This window comes from Actinosynnema mirum DSM 43827, assembly GCF_000023245.1.
Taxonomy (GTDB): Bacteria; Actinomycetota; Actinomycetes; order Mycobacteriales; family Pseudonocardiaceae; genus Actinosynnema; species Actinosynnema mirum.
On the sequence record NC_013093.1, the window covers coordinates 5321470 to 5340877 of the forward strand.

A 19408-nucleotide genomic window follows, 5' to 3' on the forward strand; every position below is an offset into this window, starting at 1 on the left:
CGCGCGGGTCAGGCGTCGGGGGCGGCGGTGGGGACCTCGCGGACGTGGCGGATGCGGGTGCAGGCGATGTAGGCGCCGGAGCTGAGGATGCCGATCGAGCCGATGACCAGGGCCGTCGTGGCGCTGAGCACGTCGCCGACCACGCCGCCCAGCAGCGCGCCCACCGGGCACACCCCCATCACGATCATGCGGATCGCGGCGTTCATCCGGCCCTGGAGGTGGTCGGGGGTGACGGCGCTGCGGTAGCTGCGCTGGTTGACGTTGTAGACGATCACCATGACCGCGTCGACGAAGTGCATGACCACGATGAGGACCACCGCCGCGGGCTTGGGCACCAGCGTCGCGACCGGGATGAGCAGCGACGCGCCGCCCGCCAGCCACTGGGTGAGCACGAGCAGCCTGCCGAGGGGGAGCCTGCGCGAGACCCGGCCGGACACCAGCGCGCCGACCACGCCGCCCACGCCCGACGAGGACAGGATCAGGCCGATGTAGATCGGCTCCAGGCCCAGCGTGCGGGTGATGAAGATCAGGAACACCGGCTCGATGAAGAACGTGAACAGGTTGAACAGCAGGGCCGTGATCGCCAGGGTGCGCACGATCGGGTTGCCGAAGACGAAGCGCAGGCCCTCGCCGATCTCCCCCCAGAAGCCCGCCCTGGTGGCGTCCTCCAGCTCGTCGTCGGGCTCGACGTCCTCCTCCCGCACCCGCACCCGCAGCGTGAACAGCGCGGACGCCAGGTAGGAGGCGGTGTTGAACAGCAGCGCGAACGGCGCGGTGAGCACCTGCACGAGCGCGCCGCCCACGGCCTCGCCCGCCATGCGCGAGGCGTTGCTGCTGACCTCCAGCTTGCCGTTGCCGTCGACCAGGTCGGCGCGGTCGACCACGCCGGGCAGGATCGCGGCGCCGCCGATGTCGGCCACCACCGTCCCCACCCCGACGAGCAGCCCGATGACCAGCAGGAACGTGAAGTCGAGCAGGCCGAGGACGCTGGCGAGGGGGATGAGGAGCAGCAGCAGGCCGCGCGCGAGGTCGGCGCCGACGATGACCCGCCGCTTGGGCAGCCGGTCGAGCCACACCCCGACGAACAGGCTGATCAGCACGTACGGCAGGAACGTGACGGCCGAGAGCACGCCCATCTGGAGCACGGTGGCGTCCAGGGTCAGCGCCGCGAGCAGCGGGATCACGCCCGCGGTGATCTCGGCGCCGAACATCGACAGCGTCTGGCCGAGCCACAGGTTGCGGAAGTTCGCCCGCCGGAGCAGTCCGGTCTGCCCGCTCATCTACGCCCTCCGGGTGGGAACTGCGCGCCAGGCCCCTGGTCGCGCCGGAACTCCTCGACCCAGAACTCGAACGCCGGGTCGACCGAGCCAATGTAGTCGGCGAGCGCGTTGAGGTCGGCCGACGCGCCGGGATCGGGTTCGGAGCGCATTTGCGGGAGCTGCGTCACGAGGTACATCGCGCTTTCGGTGTACCCCGCCCCGATCCACCGGTCCCACGCCTTGTCGCGGTCCGCCTCCTGGTTCGCGAACAAATGCTCGCGGCGCATTCGCGGGGGTCTCGACGATTGTCCGGGGTCGATCCGCAGCGCGATCCTGCGGCCGTTCGCGTAGAGCACCCCGATGCCCTTTCTGAGGCAGAGCACGAGCGCTTCGGCGACGGTGTCGGCGATGGGCTCGCCCCGGTCGTTGAGCGAGGTGTTGCACAGGACCGGGACGCCGGTCTCGGCGTGGAAGGCGCTGAGCGCGCGGTGCAGGAGCGGGTTGGTCTCCCCGGTGACGGTCTGGTGGCGCGCGGTGCCGTCGAGGTGGGCGATCGCGGGCACCCGGTCCAGCACCTCGGGCCGCACCCGCACGGCCTCCAGCATGTACGGCGACGGGCGCGGGCAGTCGAACCAGGCGTGGGCGTGCTCGGCCAGGACGACCGGGGCGACGGGCCGCCACCACTGGCGCTGCTTGTGCTCGTTGAGCAGCCGCTTGGTGTCGGCCGAGCGCGGGTCGCCCAGCAGGCTGCGGTGGCACAGGGCGCGCGGGCCGATCTCCGCCTCCCCGTCGACCCAGGCCAGCGGGGCGGCGGTGACGTCGCGGACGAACCGCTCGGGCGAGAAGTCCGACACCTCCAGCACGTGGTCGGCGAACTCCGCGAGGGCCGCGTCCAGGTCGCGGGCGGGGGCGCCGTGGTAGGCGTCCCGCAGCTCGTGCCTCGCGGCGGGGAGCGTGCCGTCGCCGAGGAAGCCGAGCAGGCCGAGGCCGTAGGACTGGCCGGAGTCGTTGGCGCACGGCGGGGTCAGCAGGCCGAGGAAGCCCAGCTCGTCGAGCAGGAAGGTGTTCGTCGGGCAGTTGAGCGCGAACCCGCCGCTCATCGACAGGCGCGCCCGGCGCGGGTCGACGCCGCCGAGGTCGAGCAGGGCGCGGACGTTGCGCAGGGCGACGTCCTCGCAGGCCCGCTGCACGACCTTCATCACCGCGCTCTGCAGGTGCTCCTCGGCGGTGAAGGCCGGGTCGAGGGCCAGGCCGCGGAGGTGGGCGCGCGTGGCGTCGGCGATCGCCTGGACGAACGGCACCGCCTGCGACACCGGGTGCGTGCGCCCGCCGCGCAGGTCCAGCTCCCGCACGCCGGCGACGTCGAAGTCGACGGCGGTGGCGCAGGCGGTGGCCAGCGCCATGAGGGTGCCCGGCTCCTTGCCGAAGAGCTGCTCGGCCGCCGAGTACAGCGGCGCGGGCGACTCGACGGGCGCGTAGGTGATCTCGCCGCGCACCGACACCGCGCCCGCGTACCAGTGGGCGACGCTGTCGTCCTCCAGGACGAAGTCGGGGGCGGCGTCGACGGCCATCGCCACGATGACGCCCTCGCGGAACGCGGCCCCGTCCATGAGCAGGCCGCTGGCCAGGTGGGCGAGCGAGTGGACCGCGTAGCCGTCGGTCCCCGGCGGCAGGACGAGCTCGCGGTGGCCGGGCAGGCCGGGCGTGCCCCAGGTGTGGGAGATGTCCGCCCAGGTCAGCCCCTCCGAGGCGAGCAGCTCGGCCAGGACGCGCTCGGCGCGCTCGGGGGTGTGCAGCGGCCAGTGGTGGTGCTTCTGGCCGCTGAACCGCTCCAGCTCCCACAGCCGCACCAGCTCCACCTCGTCGGCGGTGCGCCGCCACAGGCTGACGTTCTGGTCGTGCCGGGGGTTGAGCACCGCCGAGGGGCCGGGCGGGGTGAGGTAGCAGGACAGCGCGTACTCGCTCAACGGGTCCCCCTGTGGCGGGCGAGGCTGCGGGTGAAGGTCAGCTCCAGCTCGGCGAGCAGGTGCTCGGGGGCCGCGAGGAAGGCGTGGTGCCCGCCGTCGAGGACGGGCGCGGTGAACCCGCCCTCGGGCGCGCAGTCGCGCCACCCGCCCATCTGGTCGGGGCGGATCTCCGCGTCGGCGGACCAGCCGACCGCGCAGACGTCGGACCCCGGCGCGAGGGGCGCGTCGAGCCGGTAGCCCCGGTTCGCGGCCAGGTCGGCGCGCAGCACGCCCAGCCCCAGCTCGATCATGTCCGGGTCGGGGACGCCGCCCAGCGCGCGGGTCAGCTCCCCCAGCTCCACCGACAGCTCGGCGTCCGACATGGACAGGAACCTCCCGAACGGCCCCTCGTGCGGGGCGACCTGGGACGAGGCGAACAGCACGGTCGGGACGGGCCCGCCGGTCTCGGCCAGCCGCGCGGCGGTGGCGAACGCGGCCAGCGCTCCCCCGCAGTGCCCGAAGAACGCGAACGGCCGGTCCAGGTGCGGCAGCAGCGCGGTGGCGGCGAGGTCGGCCAGCTCCGGGTAGCCGCCGTGGTGGGGTTCGCGGATGCGGTTCTCCCTGCCGGGCGGCTGCACGGCGCACACCTCCAGGTCGCCGACCGCGCGCGGCCACCGGCCGTACATCGAGGCGCCCAGCCCCGAGTAGGGGAAGCAGAACAGGCGGGCCCGCGCGTCCGGGTCCGGCGCGCGCAGCAGCCACTTACCGCGCCGGGGTGGCGGCATCGGCTTCCCCCTTCAGCTCGTCGGCCGCTCCCGGCCGCAGGACCGCGCGCACCGGCAGGCTCCGGATGCCCGCGACGAAGTTGGAGCGCAGGTGCGTGACGGGCCCGGCCGCCTCGAACCGCTCGACCAGCCGCACCAGCTCGCCGAACAGCATCCGGAGCGCGATGCGGGCCAGCGGCGCGCCGACGCAGTAGTGCGGGCCGAAGCCGAAGGCCACGTGCCGGTTGGGGTTGCGGGCCACGTCGAAGCGGTACGGGTCGGCGAAGACGCGCTCGTCGCGGTTGGCCGAGCCCAACCAGGCCACGACGGCCTCGCCCGCGCGCACCGGCCGCCCGCTCAGCTCGGTGTCCACCGTGGCGTAGCGCATGAAGTGGTTGGCGGGCGAGGCCCAGCGCAGGCCCTCCTCGACGGCGGTGGCGGTCTGCCGGTCGGAGCCGGTGAGCCGCGCGTACTCGCCGGGGTGCTCGACGAAGGCCTGGACGGTGGCGGAGACGGCGTGCGGGGTGGTGACGTTCGCCCCGAGCAGCAGGCTGTAGCAGTTGTAGACGACCTCCTCGACGCGGACGCGGCGCCCGCCCACGTCCATGCGCTTGAGGAAGCCGACGAGGTCGTCGCGGTCGTCGCGGCGGTGCGCCAGCTCCGCGAAGTACTCGAACAGCTCGTGGTGGGCGGCCACGAGCGCCCCGTGCCCGGCCTCCGCGCCGAACAGCGGGTCCTCGGGCGCCACGGCCTGGGTGGTCAGCCGGGCCAGCTCGGGCCAGTCGGACTCGGGCAGGCCCATGAGCGCGCCGGTGAACTCCATCGGGAATCCCAGGCCCCGCTCGGCGACGTCCCAGGCGCCCTCCAGGGCCAGCGGCGCGATCAGCCGCCGCACCACGGCTCGCACGTCCGGGTGGCGCGAGCGCAGCGCGGCGAACGACAGCGCCCTGCCCAGCGGCTCGCGCAGGGCGGTGTGCGTCGGCGGGTCGCTGGCGGCCATCATCAGGTCGCCCGCCGGGTCCGCGCCGCCCAGGATGGACAGCAGCGTGCCCCGGCGGGAGGTGAACCGGGTGTGGTCGCGCAGCACGGCGCTGACGTCGGCGTGCCGGGTGACGGAGGCGAAGGACCTGCCGTCGGGCAGGGTCTGCCGGTGCACGGGCGCGTGCTCGCGCATCGCGCGCCACGCGGCGTGCGGGTCGCCGTCGGAGTAGGTGCGGGCGTCGAACAGGTCCACGGCGTCGAGGTCGACGTCCGGCCCGCCGGTGGGGGCGCTCAGCCTCATCGCGACTCCTCCAGCACGTCCAGGTGCTCGGCCAGCTCGGCGACGGTCGGGTTCTCGTAGAAGGTGCGGGCGCGCACGAACACGCCGCGCTCGCCCGCGATCTCCGCGGTGATCCGGCTGGCCAGCAGCGAGTGGCCGCCCAGCTCGAAGAAGTCGTCGTCCACGCCGACGGCGTCCACCGCGAGCACGTCCGCCCACAGCTGCGCCAGCCACCGCTCCCGCTCGCTCGCGGGGGCTCGGTAGTCGGCGTCCACGTCGGCCCTGGTGCGGACCGGGGTGGCGGCCAGCGCGGCCCGGTCGAGCTTGCCGCTGGGGGTGAGGGGCAGCGCGGGCAGCCGGGTCAGCGTCGAGGGCACCAGGTGGCGGGGCAGGCGCTCGGCGAGCGCGCGGCGCAGCTCGGGCGCGGACACCGGGTGCTCGGCGGTGTAGAACGCGGCGAGCCTGCGCCCGCCGGAGCTGTCGGCCTGCGCGACGACGGCCGCGCCGGTGACGTCGGGGTGGCGCAGCAGCTGCGCCTCCACCTCGGCGGGCTCGACGCGGAAGCCGCGCACCTTCACCTGGGCGTCGGCGCGGCCGACGAACTCCAGCACGCCGTCCGGCAGGCGGCGGGCGAGGTCGCCGGTGCGGTACATGCGGGCGCCGGGGGTGGTCGGGTCGGGCAGGAAGCGCTCGGCGGTCAGGTCGGGCCTGCCGAGGTAGCCGAGCGCGAGGCCGTCGCCGGTGGCGTGCAGCTCGCCGACCTCGCCGTCGGGCACCGGGCGCAGGTCGGCGTCGAGCAGGTGGACGCCGCCGCCGCGGATGGGCGTGCCGATGGGCACGGTCGCGGTCGTGGGCGGGGCGGTCATGCGGTGGCAGGCGGTGAACGTGGTGTTCTCGGTGGGGCCGTAGCCGTTGACCAGCACCAGTCCCGGCAGCGCCCGCAGGGCGCGCTCGACGTGGGCGGGCGAGAGCACGTCGCCGCCCGCGACGAGCTGGCGCACGCCGCGCAGGTCGGCCAGCGCGGTGTCCACGACCTGGTGGAACAGGCCCGCGGTGAGCCAGGCGGTGGTGACGCCCTGCTCGCGGGCGAACGCGGCCAGCTCGGCCGGGGACAGCTCGCCGGGCGGCGCGACGGCCAGCCGCGCCCCGTTCAGCAGCGCCCCCCAGACCTCCAAGGTGGAGGCGTCGAAGGCGAGCGGCGCGTGCTGGAGGAGGACGTCGTCGGGGGTGGTGGTGAGGAAGTCGGGGGCGTCGACGAGGCGGGCGACGGCGCGGTGCGGCACGCACACGCCCTTGGGCGCGCCGGTGGAGCCGGAGGTGTAGGCGAGGTAGGCCAGGTCCTCGGGGCCGACGTCGGCGTCGGCGGCGCGCGGGCCGTCCACGAGCACCTCCTCCCCGCCCAGGAGGAGCGCCCCGGAGTCGGCCAGCAGCGCGGCGCGGCGCGCGGGCGGGTCGCCGGGGTCGAGGCCCAGGTAGCACCCTCCCGCGCGGACGATCCCCAGCAGCGCCACCGGCACCAGCGGCGAGCGCTCCAGCGCCACGGCCACCGGCTGCCCGCGCCGCAGGCCGCGGGCGCGCAGCGCGCCCGCCAGCCGGGCCGAGGCGTCGTCCAGTTCCGCGTAGGTCGTCGTGCCGACCGCGACGCGGTCCGGGTGTGCGGCCACCACGCGGGCGAACAGCGCCGGAATCGTCCTCATGTCACAGCCCTTCAGCGTCGAGGGCGGTCCACCGGGCCGACGCGGTGGCGACCAGGTCGCCACCGGGGCCGTAGACACTGGTCAGTTTCACGGCCGTGCGGCCGGTGCGGCCCGCCGCGCGCGCCACCACGACGTGCGGCGCGCCGGGGACCGGCGGCGCGAGGAGCCGGGCGGTCATGCGGGTGAGCACGGCGGGGTCGGCGCGCGGGTCGCCCGTCCAGCCGCCGGGGCAGTCCAGGACGGCCCACAGGACCTCGTCGTCGGTCTCCCGGCCCGGCGTCCAGCGGCAGGCGGCGTCGCCGGGGCGGCCGGGGACCGGTCCGGGACGCAGGCGCAGGCCGTCGGCCCGGTCCGGCCCGCACGCGAAGCAGGTGGGGAACGGGTGGCCGCCCGCGTGACCGCCCGCGCCGGGGAAGCCGTCCTCGGCCGCCGCCGCGACCTCGGGCGGGACCGGGTCGACGGCGGGCGGCACCGAGGTGGTGGCGGCCACGGTGGCCACGACCTCCTCGCCCAGCCGCAGCACGGCGCGGCGCGGCCCGGTCTCCAGCAGCAGGGGCGTCTCCAGCGGCGGCGGGGACAGCAGGGTCACCACGGCGCCCTCGGGGGCGGCGAGGCGGGCGAGCAGGCCGCACACCCAGCCGCCCTGGGCGGAGCCGGGCGGGCCGTTGAAGCGGGCGGGGACGCGGACCTCCATCAGGCGCGCACCTCCCTGGGCAGGCAGGCGGTGGTGGCCGCGCACAGCGAGGTGTGGGTCGACACCGCCGAGGACAGGGCGAGGCACTCCTCGCGCACGAACCGCTCCTTGTCCTCGCGCGCCGGGTCGCCCCCGGCGATCAGCACGCCGATGACGGTGCCGCTGTGCGCGAGCACCAGGCCCAGCGCGTCGGCCTCGCGGCGGATCTGGAGCAGGCGCTCCAGCAGCGGCCGGGGCCGCACCTTCGTGCTCAGCTCGGCGCTGCGGGTGGACACCGCGCCCACGGCGGCGAGGTCGTGCGTGCGGACCGCGTCGGTGAGCACGTCGAGCAGCTCGGCGTACTCCTGCCGGTCGCGCGCGCTGTAGGGCTTGGGGATGCGGTTGTGCCGCACGGTGTCGACCTGGCCGCCCTCGTCGACCGCGACGATGGTGAGCGCGGGCAGGCAGCCCAGCCGCTCGCGCAGCCGCACCTCGCGGTGGTAGTAGGCGACGATGCCCTCGTGCATGACGCCGTCGGTGGGCTCGATGTGCCGCAGGAAGGTCTCGATGGCGGTGGCGTCGACCGGTTGGCGCAGCGCGGAGGCGACCGCGCGGGCGGTGGCGACCAGGTCGGCCGAGGAGCTGGCGAGGCCCTTGCCCTCGGGGAGGCGGCCGGTCAGCTCCAGCCGCCCGCCGCCGGGGTGGCCGTGCGCGGCGAGCATCCGCTCCACGAGCCTGCGGGACTTCTCCTTGGTGGGCGGGGTGACCACCACCGGCTCGTGCTCGCCGGTCAGCTCGAAGCGGGCGGTGGAGAACTCGGCGATGGGCAGGGTGACGAGGAAGTCCCGCTCCTCCACCGGGAGCACGCCCTGGAGCAGCTCGCCGAAGGTGCCGCAGGCGCGGCCCTGCCCGGTCCCCGGCCCGGTGGTCGGCGCGGTGGTCGGCGCGGTCGGCGGCCCGGACGGCGGCGCGGCCGGCGGCGCGGCCGGCGGCCCTGTCGTCGGCCCGGTCGTCGGCCCGGTCACCGCGCTGTCCCCAGCGCGTCGCGCACCAGGGCGGCGAGCGCGTCGACGTGCGGGCGGCGCACCAGGTCGAAGTGCCCGGCGGGCACGTCGTGCGCCCGGAACGGGCCGTCGACGACGTCCGCCCAGCGCGCGGCGGTCCCGTGCGCGCGGTTCTCCTCGCCCTGCACGAACACGGCCGCGCCCCGGTAGCGGCCCGGCCGGTGCGCGGCGTGCGCCCGGACGTTGGACTCCAGCACCGGCAGCAGCTCGCTCTCGGCGGCCTCGCCCAGCTCGGCGCGCAGCGCGGCGGAGGCGTCGAGGTCGTCGGGGTCGTGGTCGCCGGGGAAGGCCGGGTCGACCAGGACGAGCGCCCCGACCCGCTCGGGGGCGCGCACGGCCATCTCGTGCGCGACGACCGCCCCGAAGGACCAGCCCACCAGGTGGAAGCGGGGCACGTCGGCGAGCAGGTCGAGGTACTGGGCCGCGAGGGCGGCCACGTCGGGCGCGGGCTCGGCGGCGGCGGAGACGCCCAGCACGGGGCCGGTGAAGGCGGGGGGCTCGGGGGTGGGGGCGCCGGATGTGGGGCCTGACGCGTCGAGAGCGGGGAGGCCGGGCGCGCAGGCGTCGAGCACCGGGGCGTTCGGCACGGGGCCGCCGGGGGCGGGACCACCGAGCGCGGGACCACCGGGCACGAGACCGCCGGGCGCGGAGCCACCACCGAGCGCAGGACCGTCGAGCACAGGAACGCCGGGCACGAGACCCTCCAGCTCGGCCCCACCGGGCGCGGGACCACCGGCCACAGGACCACCGGGCGCAACCCCGCCGTGCGCAGTCCCACCGGCCGCGAGGCCCTCCGGCGCAGCCCCGCCAACCACATCCCCACCAACCACACCCCCGCCAACCACACCCCCGCCGAGCGCGGCCACGAGGTCGCGGTACGGGCGCACGGTGCCGCCCGCCGGGTGCACCAGGACGAGCGGGACGCCGTCGCCCGCGCGGAGCTCGCGCAGCCTGGGCGCGTCGGTGTGCCCGGCGCTCCCCTCGCGCGGGGCGAGCAGGGCCGCCAGGGAGCGCACCGTGCCGCCGTCGAGGAGGTCGCCCACCGGCAGCGCCCTGCCGAACTCGCGGCGCACGGCGGCGAGCAGCCGCAGCGCGGTGACCGAGTGGCCGCCCAGGTCGGCGAGGGTGTCGAGCACGCCGACGTCCTCGGCGCCCAGCGCCTCCCGCCACAGGCGCAGCAGCGCGCGCTCGGCGTCGGTGCGCGGCGCGGCCCTGCCGCCAACCGGGGCGGCGGCGGGGGCCGAGGCGAGCGCGGCGAGCGCGGCGCGGTCGCGCTTCCCGTTGCGGGACAGCGGGATCGCGTCGACGGTGCGCCAGACGCCCGGCACCGCGTGGGCCGGCAGCCGGGTGAGCAGGCGGGCGCGCAGGTCCGCGTGGTCGGCGTCGCCGACCACCAGCGCGACGAGCGCCCCGTCGAGCGCGACCACGGCGCACTCCGGCACGTGCTCGCCGAGCACCGACTCGACCTCGCCCAGCTCGACCCGCACGCCCCCGACCTTGACCTGGTCGTCCAGGCGCCCCAGGTACTCCAGCTCGCCGCCGGGCAGCCGCCGGACGAGGTCGCCGGTGCGGTAGCGGCCGTCGGCGAAGCGCTCGGCGGTCAGGTCGGGGCGGCCGACGTAGCCGTCGGCCAGGCAGACGCCGCCGATGTGCAGCTCGCCGGGCACCCCCACCGGGACGGTGCGGCGGCGGGCGTCCAGGACGTGCAGGGTCGTGTTGGCGATGGGCCGCCCGATGGGCACGACCGCGCGGCCGTCGTCGTGGCACCGCCAGTGGCTGACGTCGACCGCCGCCTCGGTGGGGCCGTAGAGGTTGACCAGGGTGGCGGGCAGCGCGGCCAGGAAGCGCTGCTGGAGCTCGTGCGGCAGCGCCTCGCCGCTGGCGAAGACCAGGCGCAGCGCCGGGCAGTCGGGCGCCTCGTCGAGGAAGGCGCGCAGCACCGGCGGCACGAAGTGCGCGACCGTGACGGCCTCGGCGCGCAGCAGCCCGGCCAGGTAGGCGGGGTCGCGGTGCCCGCCCGGCGCGGCGACGACCAGGCAGGCGCCCGCGCTGAAGGGCCAGAACAGCTCCCACACCGACACGTCGAACGAGAACGGCGTCTTCTGCGCCACCCGGTCGTCCCGGCCGATCGGGTAGGCGTCCTGCATCCACAGCAGCCGGTTGGCGATGGCGCGGTGCGGCACGACGACGCCCTTGGGGCGGCCGGTGGACCCGGAGGTGAAGATGACGTAGGCCGGGTCGGCCGGGGTCACCACGACGTCCGGCGGTCCGCCCGGCCCGCCTGGTCCGTCCAGGGGTCCGTCGGCGGGTTCCAGGCGGACCGCGCCGGGCAGGTCGTGGTCGGCCAGCACGAGCACCGGTGCGGCGTCGGCCAGCATCTCCGCGACGCGCGCGGCGGGCAGGTCCGGGTCCAGCGGCAGGTACGCCCCGCCCGCCCGCAGCACCGCGTGCAGCGCCAGCACCAGCTCCACCGAGCGCTGGGCGCTGACCGCGACGATCCGGCCGGGACCGACGCCGAGCGCGACGAGCCGGTGCGCGAGGGCGTCGGCGCGCGCGTCGAACTCCCGGTAGGTCACGGTGCGCCCGGCGAAGCGCAGGGCGGGGGCGTCCGGGTGGGAGCGGTCGACCAGGTGGTGCAGCAGGTGCGGGCCCGGATAGCGCTTGCCGGTGTCGTTCCAGGCCGCCAGGTCGGCGCGCTCGGCGGGCGGGAGCAGGTCGGCGTCGGCGTGGGAGGAGTCCGGGTCGGTCGCGAGCAGGCGCAGCGCGTTCTCGTAGTAGCCGCGCACGCGGGCGACCTGCTCGTCGGTGAACCGGGTGCGGTCGTGGCGCAGGCCCAGCGCGAACGCGCCGGTGTCGGCGTCGCGGGCGAACTCCGCGCCGAGCGGGAAGTTCGTCGGCACCACGCTGTCCTCGTCCAGCAGGGCCACCACCGACTCGTCGGGGCCGCCGCGCGAGACGTGGAAGTGGGTGTAGTTGAAGAACGTCTCGACCAGGGGCGCGTGTCCGCGCGCGCGCTGCAGCTCGGCCAGCGGGAACCGGCGGTGGGGCTGCGCGGCGACGTCCAGCGCCGCGACCCGGCGCACCAGGTCGGCCCACGTGCCGTCGCCGACGTCCAGGCGGAACGGGACGGTGTTGAGGAACAGGCCGAGCACCCGGTCGGCGTCGGGTTCCTCGCCGCGCCCGTTGTAGACCACGCCGGTCAGCACGTCGTCGTCGCCGGAGAGCAGCGCGAGGACCCTCAGGTGCGCGGCCAGCAGCACCACCCGCACCGGGACCCTGAGCCGGGTGGCCAGCGCCAGCAGGCCGGGCGCGAGGTCGGCGGGCAGGTCGCCCTCGGTCATCGCCATGTCCGGCGCGCCGCGCGCGGGCCCGCCCAGCGGCAGCGCGCCGCCCCGGGCGCCGTCGAGCAGGTCGGTCCAGAAGGCGCGCTGCGCCGGGTCGGCCAGCGCGGCGCGCTCCAGGGCGATGAGGGAGCGGAAGCGGGCGCGTGGCGGCGGCGGGACGAGCGCGGGGTGGCCGAGGTGGGCGGCGTAGGCGTTGAGCAGCTCGGCGAACAGCGACCGGCCGCTCCAGCCGTCCAGGATCGCGTGGTGCTCGACGATCCACAGCTGCGCCTCGTCGTCGGCGCGGCGCTGCACGTGGAAGCGGATCAGGGGCGGGGCGCCCCAGTCGAAGGGGCGGGCGCGCTCCAGGGCGAAGCGGGCGGCCACCGCCGCCTCGACGGCCCCGGCGGGAAGGCCGCGCAGGTCCTCGAACGTCAGCGGGGCGGGCACGGCGGCGTGCACGAGCTGCACCGGCTCGGTGAACCCGGTGACCTCGAACGAGGTGCGCAGCACCTCGTGCCGCGCCAGGACGGTCTCCACGGCGCGGCGCCAGGCGTCCTCGGAGTGCTCGGCGCGCAGGTGGTAGGTGGCGACGTCGTGGTAGATCTGCTCGGAGTCGGCGGCCTGGCTGTGGTAGAGCATCCCGGCCTGGAGCGCCGACAGCGGGTAGGCGTCGACGAGGTCCGCGCCGACCAGCTCCCGGTCCGACTCGGCCAGCAGGTCCAGGCGCGCGCTCTCGCGGACCGGCGCGGCGGCGGTGACCAGCGGGGCGAGCTCGCGGATGGTCTGGAGCAGCACCAGGTCGGTGATCCGGACGGCCAGGCCGCGCTCGCGGGCCAGCCCGAGCAGCTGCACGCTGCGGATCGAGTCGCCGCCCAGCTCGAAGTAGTTGTCGTCGATCCCCACCCGTTCCAGGCCCAGCGCCCGCGCCCAGACCTCGGCCAGGACCCGCTCCACGTCGGTGGTGGGCGGGGCGTAGGGGGTCTCCCCGTCCGGCGCGGCCTCCCCGTCCGGTGCGGCCTCCCCGTCCGGCGCGGCGGAGGCCAGGAGGTGGTCGGGGTCGTCGGCGGCGGCGCGCAGCACGGCGCGCAGCCGCTCGGCCAGGTCCGCGACGTGGGCGGCGTCGAACAGGTCGGCCCGGTACTCGACGTTCGCCTCCAGCCCGCCGTCGGTCTCGTTGAACTCCAGCGAGAGCGGGAACTTCGCGGTGCCGCCGTCCAGCAGCACCGGGGTGAGCCGCAGACCGGCGGCCTGGCGCGCGCCGCCGCGCAGCTCGTTGTAGGTCAGCAGCGCCTGGAACACCGGGTGCCGGTCGGGTGCGCGCGGCGGCTTCACGTGCTCCACGACCAGGTCGAACGGCAGGTCCTGGTTGGCCTGCGCGCCCAGCGCGCTCTCCCGCACCCGGCGCAGCAGCTCCCGGAAGGTCGCCGGGCCGGGCAGGCGGGTGCGCACGGCCAGGGTGTTGACCAGGTAGCCGACCGTGCCGTCGAACTCGCCCCTGGCGCGGTTGGCCGAGACCGTGCCGACCACGACGTCGTCCGAGCCGGTGACCTCGCGCAGCACGGCGGTGAACGCGGTCAGCAGCACCACGAAGAACGACGCGCCGGACTCCGCCGCGAGCGCGCGCAGCCTCGGCACGGCGTCGGCGGGCAGCTCCACCGGGTGGTTCGCGCCGGACCTGGCGGGCGCGCCGGTGCTCCCGACCGGCAGCACGGGCAGGGGCGCGGCCAGCGCCTCGCGCCAGTGCTCGACCTGGCGGGCGGCGGCGGGACCGGCCAGCCACCGCTCCTGCCAGTCCGCGTAGTCGGCGTACTGGAACCCCGGCTCGGGCAGGTCGGGCTCGCCGCCGGTCGCGTAGGCGCCGTACGCGGCGACGACCTCGTCCAGGACGACGCCCGCCGACCAGCCGTCGCACACGACGTGGTGCGCGGTGAGCAGCAGCGCGGGCTCGCCGGTGTGCAGCGCGGCCCGGAACAGCGGCCCGCGCTCCAGGTCGAACGGCCGCTCCGCCTCCCGCCTGGCCCACCGCGCGAAGTCGCCGTCGGCGGTGACCTCCAGCTCCACCTCCGCCTCGGGGTCCACGACCTGCAGGAGCGCGCCGCCGTCAAGCGCGAAGCGGGTGCGCAGCGCCTCGTGCCTGCCGACGACGTGGGCGACGGCGCGGCGCAGCGCGGCCACGTCGAGCGGTCCGTCGAGCCGGTGGCACAGCGGCACGTGGTAGGTCGGCTCGTCGCCCAGCACCTGCTGCACGAAGAACAGCTGGTGCTGGGCGCGCGAGGCGGGGAACAGGTAGACGCCCGCGCCGGCGGTCACGACCGGGGCCCCTCGCGCAGCACGTCGGCGACGACGGCGACGGCGTTCTCCACGTCGGCGCGGGTGACGCCGGAGTGGGTGACCGCGCGGATGCGGCCGTGCCCCAGCTCGGCGAGGGCGACCCCCTTGGCGGCGGCCGAGTCGACGAACGCCCGGTGGGTGAACCGCTCGTCGGTGACGCGGAAGAACACCATGTTGGTGGGCACGTCGGGGTCGGCCAGCTCCACGCCGTCGATCCCGGCCAGCCCCTTCGCGAGGAGCCTGGCGTGCTCGTGGTCGACGGCCAGCCGCCCGGCCTCCTCGATGGCGACGATCCCGGCGGCGGCGATCACCCCGGCCTGGCGCATCCCCCCGCCCAGCAGCTTGCGCAGCCTGCGCACTTTGGTGATGAACGCGGCACTGCCCGCCGTGATGGACCCGATGGGCGCGCCGAGGCCCTTGGACAGGCAGAACTGGAGCGAGTCGGCGTGCGCGGCGAGGTCCGCGACGGGCACGCCGGAGGCGACGGAGGCGTTGAACACCCGCGCCCCGTCCAGGTGCACGGCGACGCCCCGCTCGTCGGCGAAGCGCCGCACGGCCGCCGGGTAGTCCGGGGGCAGGACCTTCCCGCCGCACCGGTTGTGCGTGTTCTCCAGGCACAGCAGGGCGGGCAGGGCGAACTGCGGGTCGTCCGGGTCGTCGGGGAAGCCCCTGGCGAGGTCGTCCAGCGCGAGCGTGCCGTCGGGCCGGGTGGGCACCGGCTCCACCGCGACGCCGCCGAGCACCGAAGGGCCCGCCGCCTCGTAGACGTGCAGGTCGCTCTCGTCGCCGACCAGGACCTTCTCGCCGCGCCCGGCGTGGGCCAGCACCGCGGCCAGGTTGGCCATCGTGCCGCTGGGCATCAGGCACGCGGCCTGCTTGCCGCAGACGTGCGCGGCCAGCTCCTCCAGCTCGCGCACGGTCGGGTCCTCGCCGTACACGTCGTCCCCGAGCGGGGCGGACGCCATCGCCTCGCGCATCCGGGGCGTGGGCAGGGTGAACGTGTCGCTGCGCAGCTCGATCACTGTCCGGCCTCCATGCGGATGCCCACGGCGTCGTGGGCGGCGGTCAGGGCGGCGTCGACCTCGGCGGGCGTCTCGCCGAGGGCGATGACGTGGCCGAGGCGGTCGTAGGCGTTCTCGGGAGGGCGCACGGCGGCGCCGGGCGCGGCGGTGACCAGGACCCGCTCCACGCCGGGCACGGCGCGCGCGGCCTCGACCCCGGTGACCTCGGCCAGGACGCCGGCGCGCGGCGCGGTCAGGAACACGATGCCCGCGTGGGCCGCGCGCGACGGGGTGAGGTCGGGGCGCAGCCCGGCGGCGGCGCGCACCTGCTGGGCCAGCAGCTCCACGCCCGTGGCCAGCCGGACCAGTTCGGGGATCATGCCGCCCGCCAGGCGCGGGTTGACCTCCACGACCGCGGGGCCGTCGGCGGTGAGCCGCACCTCGGTGTGCGTGGCGCCCAGGCGCATCCCTGCGGCCTCGACGGCGCGGCGGGCCACGGCGACGACCTCGTCGGCGAGCGCGGGGTCCAGCGGCGCGGGGAACAGGTGCCGGGTCTCCACGAAGTGCGGGCCGGGCGTCACGGACTTGCGGGTCACGCCCACCAGGTGGGTCTCGCCGGCCCAGCCGAACAGCTCGACGCTGAACTCCTCGCCGGGCAGGAACTGCTCCACCAGGACCGAGCGGGCGGTGGGCAGGCCGCGCACGTTCGCGCGCACCGCGAGCACGCGGCGCGCGTGGGCGAGGACCTCGTCGGCGTCGTGGCGCAGCAGCACGGCGTTGGAGCCGGAGTCGTCGACCGGTTTCACCACGCACGGCAGCCCGACGGCCGCGACGGCGCGCGCCGCGTCGTCCCCGGTCACCGGCTCGCGCAGCACCACGTGCCCCGGCTGGCGCACCCCGGCCCCGGTCAGGCGCGCGCGCAGCAGCGACTTGTCGCGGCAGGTGAGGACCGCGTCCACCGGGTTGCGGGGCAGCCCCAGCCACGCGGCCAGGTCCGCCGCCGCCGGGGTGTAGAAGTCGCTGGTGGTGCTCACGCCCGCCACCTCCTCGCGGCGGAACCGGTCCTGGACGGCGGCGCGCAGGGCGGCGGCGGAGTTCGTGTCGCACTCCAGCACCTCGGCGCCGCTCCCGGCGAGACCGGCGTAGCGGGAGGGGTCCCCGGTGAGCAGGACGGGGGTGAGGCCGAGCTCCCCGGCGAGGCCCAGGGCGAGCACGCCGGTGCCGGTGGTGTTGGCCTCGACGAACAGCAGGTGGCGCTGCACGTCCGCGCCGGACTTGTTGGCCGCGCGGGACCACCCGGTGACGGTCGTGCCGTAGTCCACCGGTTCCGGGGCGCTCGCCACCGGCAGGGCGGTCAGCCCGGAGGAGGCCCAGAACTCGTCGCTGTAGACGGTGTCGGCGTAGCGGTCGCCCCGGTCGGGGAAGATGCCGACGACGCGGGTGCCCGGCGCGGAGCGGGCGGCGACGTCGGTGAGCACGCGGTACACCGAGCCGGAGGTGTTGCCCGCGAAGATCTGCTGCTCGGCGGCCAGGGCGCGGGTCGCGGCGAACGCCTCGTGGTCGTTGAGCCAGTGCACCTCGTCGACGAGGGTGCGGTCGAGGTTCTTGGGCAGCAGGCTGTTGCCGAGGCCGCTCTGCAACCGCCTGGGCTCGTCGGGCTGGTCGAACAGGGCGCTGCCCACGCAGTCCACGCCCAGCACGAGCAGGCCGGGCAGGCTCTCGCGCAGCGCCCGCGACGACCCGCACAGCGATCCGCCGCTGCCGACCGAGCCGACGAGCACGTCGACGTGCCCGAGGTCGCGCAGGACCTCCTCGGCGAGCCTGCGGTAGGCGGCCGGGTTGTCGGGGTTGCTGTACTGCTGCGGCCAGAACGCGCCGGGCAGCTCGGCCATCAGCCGCTCCAGGCGTTCCAGGCGCGCGCTCTGCCAGCCGTGGGAGGTCATGGCGTCGACGACGTGCACCGCGCAGCCGAGGGCGCGCAGCTTGGCCAGGGTCATCCGGTCCACGCGCGGGTCGGTGACGATGTGCACCGGGTGCCCGAGGGCGGTGCCGACGAGCGCGACGCCCAGCGCCATCGTGCCCGAGGAGCTCTCCACGATGTGCGCGCCCTCGACGAGCGCGCCGGTGCGCCTGGCCTCGGTGATGATGGTGGCCGCGACGCGGTCCTTCATGCCGAACAGGTTCTGCAGCTCCAGCTTGGCGTAGACCTCGACGCCGGGAGCGGCCGGGACGCGCAGCCGGACCAGCGGGGTGTGGCCGATCGCGTCGGTGATGCCGTCGAAGATCATGTCCGCGACTCCCGCGCCCCGGTGTCCAGCGCCCGGACGTCCGACGTCCTGGTGCCCGACGCCCCGGTGTCCAGCGCCCCGGTACCCGACGCCCCGGTGTCCAGCGCCCCGGTACCCGACGCCCCGGTGTCCAGGGCGCGGGCGAGCCGGGCGCGGCGCGGCGCCCAGAGCCGCTCCAGCTCGGCGTGCTCCCCGTCCTGGGCGCGCAGCTGCGCCGCGACCTCGTCGGGGTGGGCGGAGCCGGTGGTGCGCGTCGCGCGCAGGCTCGCGTCCACGTCGAACGCCTCCGCCAGCAGCGCGCCGGGCGAGGGCGCGGTGACGCCGTCGGCCTCGGCGACGGCGGCCAGCAGGTCGCCGTCCGGCCGGGTCGGCGGCAGGCCCCGCTCCAGCGCGGCCACGACGTAGCGCCCGGCGAGCACCTGGGCGCGCCGCCACGGCACGCCCGCGCGCAGCGTCAGCAGGGTGGCCAGGGCGAACCCGCCCAGGTACTCGCGCTCGCACGCCGCGCGCATCCGGTCGGCGCGGAACACCAGGCCGTCGAGCACGGCGGTGAACAGCCGCACCACCGAGCCCGCGGTGTCCAGCGCGTCGTGGAACTGGGCGCCCGCCTCCTTGGAGACCTCGACGAGGTTGGTGTACGGGGTGCCGCGCTGCGCGAGCGCCACGTCGACGTGGCACGAGGTGAGGTGGGCGGTGCGGCCCCGGATGCGCTCCAGCACGGGGAAGTTCTTCTTCTGCGGCATGGCCGAGGAGATGCCGGACAGCTCGTCGGGCAGGTCCACGAACCCGTGGCCCGCGCCCGCCCACGTGATGAGGTCGGTGGCGAAGCGGCTGGCGGTGATGCCGAACAGCGACAGCTCGGCGGTGATCTCGGCGACGAAGGCGCGGGAGGCGACGTCGGTCAGCGCGCTGCCGCCGGGTCGGGTGAAGCCGAGCAGCGCGGCCATGCGCTCCCGGTCCCACGGCAGGTGCTGGCCCGTCAGCGCGCCCGCGCCCAGCGGGCAGGCGTCGGTGCCGTCGAAGGTGGCGAGCAGGCGGCGCGAGGTGTGCAGGAGCCGCTCGCCCAGCGCGGCCAGGTGGAAGCCGGGCGTGGTGACCTGCGCGGCCTGGTAGTGGGTGCAGCCGGGCATCGGGGTGTCCAGGTGGCGGGCGGCGACCCGGCGCGCGGCGGCGGCCATGCCCAGCACCTGCCCCGCCAGCGCGGCGAGCCGGTCGCGGGCGGCCATGAGCTGCGCGCACGCCTGGAGGTCGTTGCGGCTGCGGTCGACGTGCCAGTTCGGGACCGGCCGCGCCGCGCCGCGCTCCACGTGGCGCTCCAGGGCGAAGGCGATGTCGGACAGGTTCGCCTCCGGGTCCGCCGCCAGCTCGTCGGGGCGCACCCGCGCGAGCAGGCCCAGCACGTCGGCGGCCTGCTCCTCGGTGAGCAGGCCCATGCGCCGGTACTCCAGCGCCAGCACCCGCTCCACCGCGACGTAGTGGGGCAGCAGGCGGCGGACCTCGTGCTCGAACTGGGGGCGCAGCACCTCGGCGTCGAGCAGGGTCGACGGTGCGGCGGAGAGCCTGCCGGTCAGGGCGGTCACGCCGGGTCCTCCGCCATCCGCGCGCGCAGGCTCAGCGGGCGCATGTCCGTCCACACCTCGGCGACGCGCGCGAGGCACTCGGCCCTGGTCCCCGTGAAGCCCTCGGCCCGCCACCCGGCGGGCACGTCCCGGTCCGCGGGCCAGACCGAGTGCTGCTCCTCGTCGTTGAGCACCACCGCGTAGCGCCGGGTGTCGTCGTCGTGCTCGCCCATCGCCCC

12 protein-coding genes are annotated in these 19408 nt (G+C 76.3%); all 12 read right to left on the reverse strand.

Translation table 11 applies throughout. The annotated features are described in order from the left end of the window. Positions 1–8: 8 nt before the first annotated feature. Genes AMIR_RS22355 through AMIR_RS22410 form a run of 12 tightly spaced genes read right to left on the reverse strand, consistent with a single transcriptional unit; the run spans position 9 to position 19402 of the window. Entirely contained in the window at positions 9–1280 is a 1272-nt protein-coding gene (locus AMIR_RS22355) for an MFS transporter (RefSeq protein WP_015803222.1), read from the reverse strand. Next, a complete protein-coding gene (locus tag AMIR_RS22360) occupies positions 1277–3226 on the reverse strand; it encodes a carbamoyltransferase C-terminal domain-containing protein (RefSeq protein ID WP_015803223.1) in 1950 nt (649 codons plus the stop codon). Before AMIR_RS22360 ends, AMIR_RS22355 begins: the two co-directional genes overlap by 4 nt. Next, positions 3223–3990 carry a thioesterase II family protein gene (locus tag AMIR_RS22365; protein WP_015803224.1) on the reverse strand — a complete coding sequence of 256 codons (768 nt, stop codon included), beginning with the start codon at positions 3988–3990 and terminating at the stop codon, positions 3223–3225. Before AMIR_RS22365 ends, AMIR_RS22360 begins: the two co-directional genes overlap by 4 nt. After that, positions 3968–5251, reverse strand: coding sequence for a cytochrome P450 (locus AMIR_RS22370; RefSeq protein ID WP_015803225.1), 1284 nt, complete (start codon positions 5249–5251; stop codon positions 3968–3970). Before AMIR_RS22370 ends, AMIR_RS22365 begins: the two co-directional genes overlap by 23 nt. Next, positions 5248–6927, reverse strand: a complete 1680-nt coding sequence (locus AMIR_RS22375) for a non-ribosomal peptide synthetase (protein ID WP_015803226.1) — start codon at positions 6925–6927, stop codon at positions 5248–5250. Before AMIR_RS22375 ends, AMIR_RS22370 begins: the two co-directional genes overlap by 4 nt. A gap of 1 nt (position 6928) precedes the next feature. Then, positions 6929–7621, reverse strand: coding sequence for a hypothetical protein (locus tag AMIR_RS22380; protein WP_015803227.1), 693 nt, complete (start codon positions 7619–7621; stop codon positions 6929–6931). Beyond that, positions 7621–8625, reverse strand: a complete 1005-nt coding sequence (locus AMIR_RS22385) for a GHMP family kinase ATP-binding protein (protein ID WP_015803228.1) — start codon at positions 8623–8625, stop codon at positions 7621–7623. Before AMIR_RS22385 ends, AMIR_RS22380 begins: the two co-directional genes overlap by 1 nt. Continuing rightward, the gene (locus AMIR_RS22390) at positions 8622–14300 is read right to left on the reverse strand and encodes a non-ribosomal peptide synthetase (RefSeq protein WP_015803229.1); all 5679 of its coding nucleotides are present in this window, start codon (positions 14298–14300) and stop codon (positions 8622–8624) included. The genes AMIR_RS22385 and AMIR_RS22390 overlap by 4 nt, the downstream gene beginning before the upstream one ends. Further along, a complete protein-coding gene (locus tag AMIR_RS22395; protein ID WP_015803230.1) occupies positions 14297–15343 on the reverse strand; it encodes a GntG family PLP-dependent aldolase in 1047 nt (348 codons plus the stop codon). The genes AMIR_RS22390 and AMIR_RS22395 overlap by 4 nt, the downstream gene beginning before the upstream one ends. After that, positions 15340–17610 carry a pyridoxal-phosphate dependent enzyme gene (locus AMIR_RS22400; protein WP_015803231.1) on the reverse strand — a complete coding sequence of 757 codons (2271 nt, stop codon included), beginning with the start codon at positions 17608–17610 and terminating at the stop codon, positions 15340–15342. The genes AMIR_RS22395 and AMIR_RS22400 overlap by 4 nt, the downstream gene beginning before the upstream one ends. Next, a complete protein-coding gene (locus AMIR_RS22405; RefSeq protein ID WP_015803232.1) occupies positions 17607–19190 on the reverse strand; it encodes an argininosuccinate lyase in 1584 nt (527 codons plus the stop codon). The genes AMIR_RS22400 and AMIR_RS22405 overlap by 4 nt, the downstream gene beginning before the upstream one ends. Then, positions 19187–19402, reverse strand: a complete 216-nt coding sequence (locus AMIR_RS22410) for an MbtH family protein (RefSeq protein WP_015803233.1) — start codon at positions 19400–19402, stop codon at positions 19187–19189. Before AMIR_RS22410 ends, AMIR_RS22405 begins: the two co-directional genes overlap by 4 nt. Positions 19403–19408 lie beyond the last annotated feature (6 nt).

Bases quoted from the DNA above. Each gene is read 5' to 3' on its own strand.
- AMIR_RS22355 (WP_015803222.1), bottom strand. From the start codon at position 1,280: ATGAGCGGGCAGACCGGACTGCTCCGGCGGGCGAACTTCCGCAACCTG.
- AMIR_RS22365 (WP_015803224.1), bottom strand. From the start codon at position 3,990: ATGCCGCCACCCCGGCGCGGTAAGTGGCTGCTGCGCGCGCCGGACCCG.
- AMIR_RS22370 (WP_015803225.1), bottom strand. From the start codon at position 5,251: ATGAGGCTGAGCGCCCCCACCGGCGGGCCGGACGTCGACCTCGACGCC.
- AMIR_RS22375 (WP_015803226.1), bottom strand. From the start codon at position 6,927: ATGAGGACGATTCCGGCGCTGTTCGCCCGCGTGGTGGCCGCACACCCG.
- AMIR_RS22380 (WP_015803227.1), bottom strand. From the start codon at position 7,621: ATGGAGGTCCGCGTCCCCGCCCGCTTCAACGGCCCGCCCGGCTCCGCC.
- AMIR_RS22400 (WP_015803231.1), bottom strand. From the start codon at position 17,610: ATGATCTTCGACGGCATCACCGACGCGATCGGCCACACCCCGCTGGTC.
- AMIR_RS22410 (WP_015803233.1), bottom strand. From the start codon at position 19,402: ATGGGCGAGCACGACGACGACACCCGGCGCTACGCGGTGGTGCTCAAC.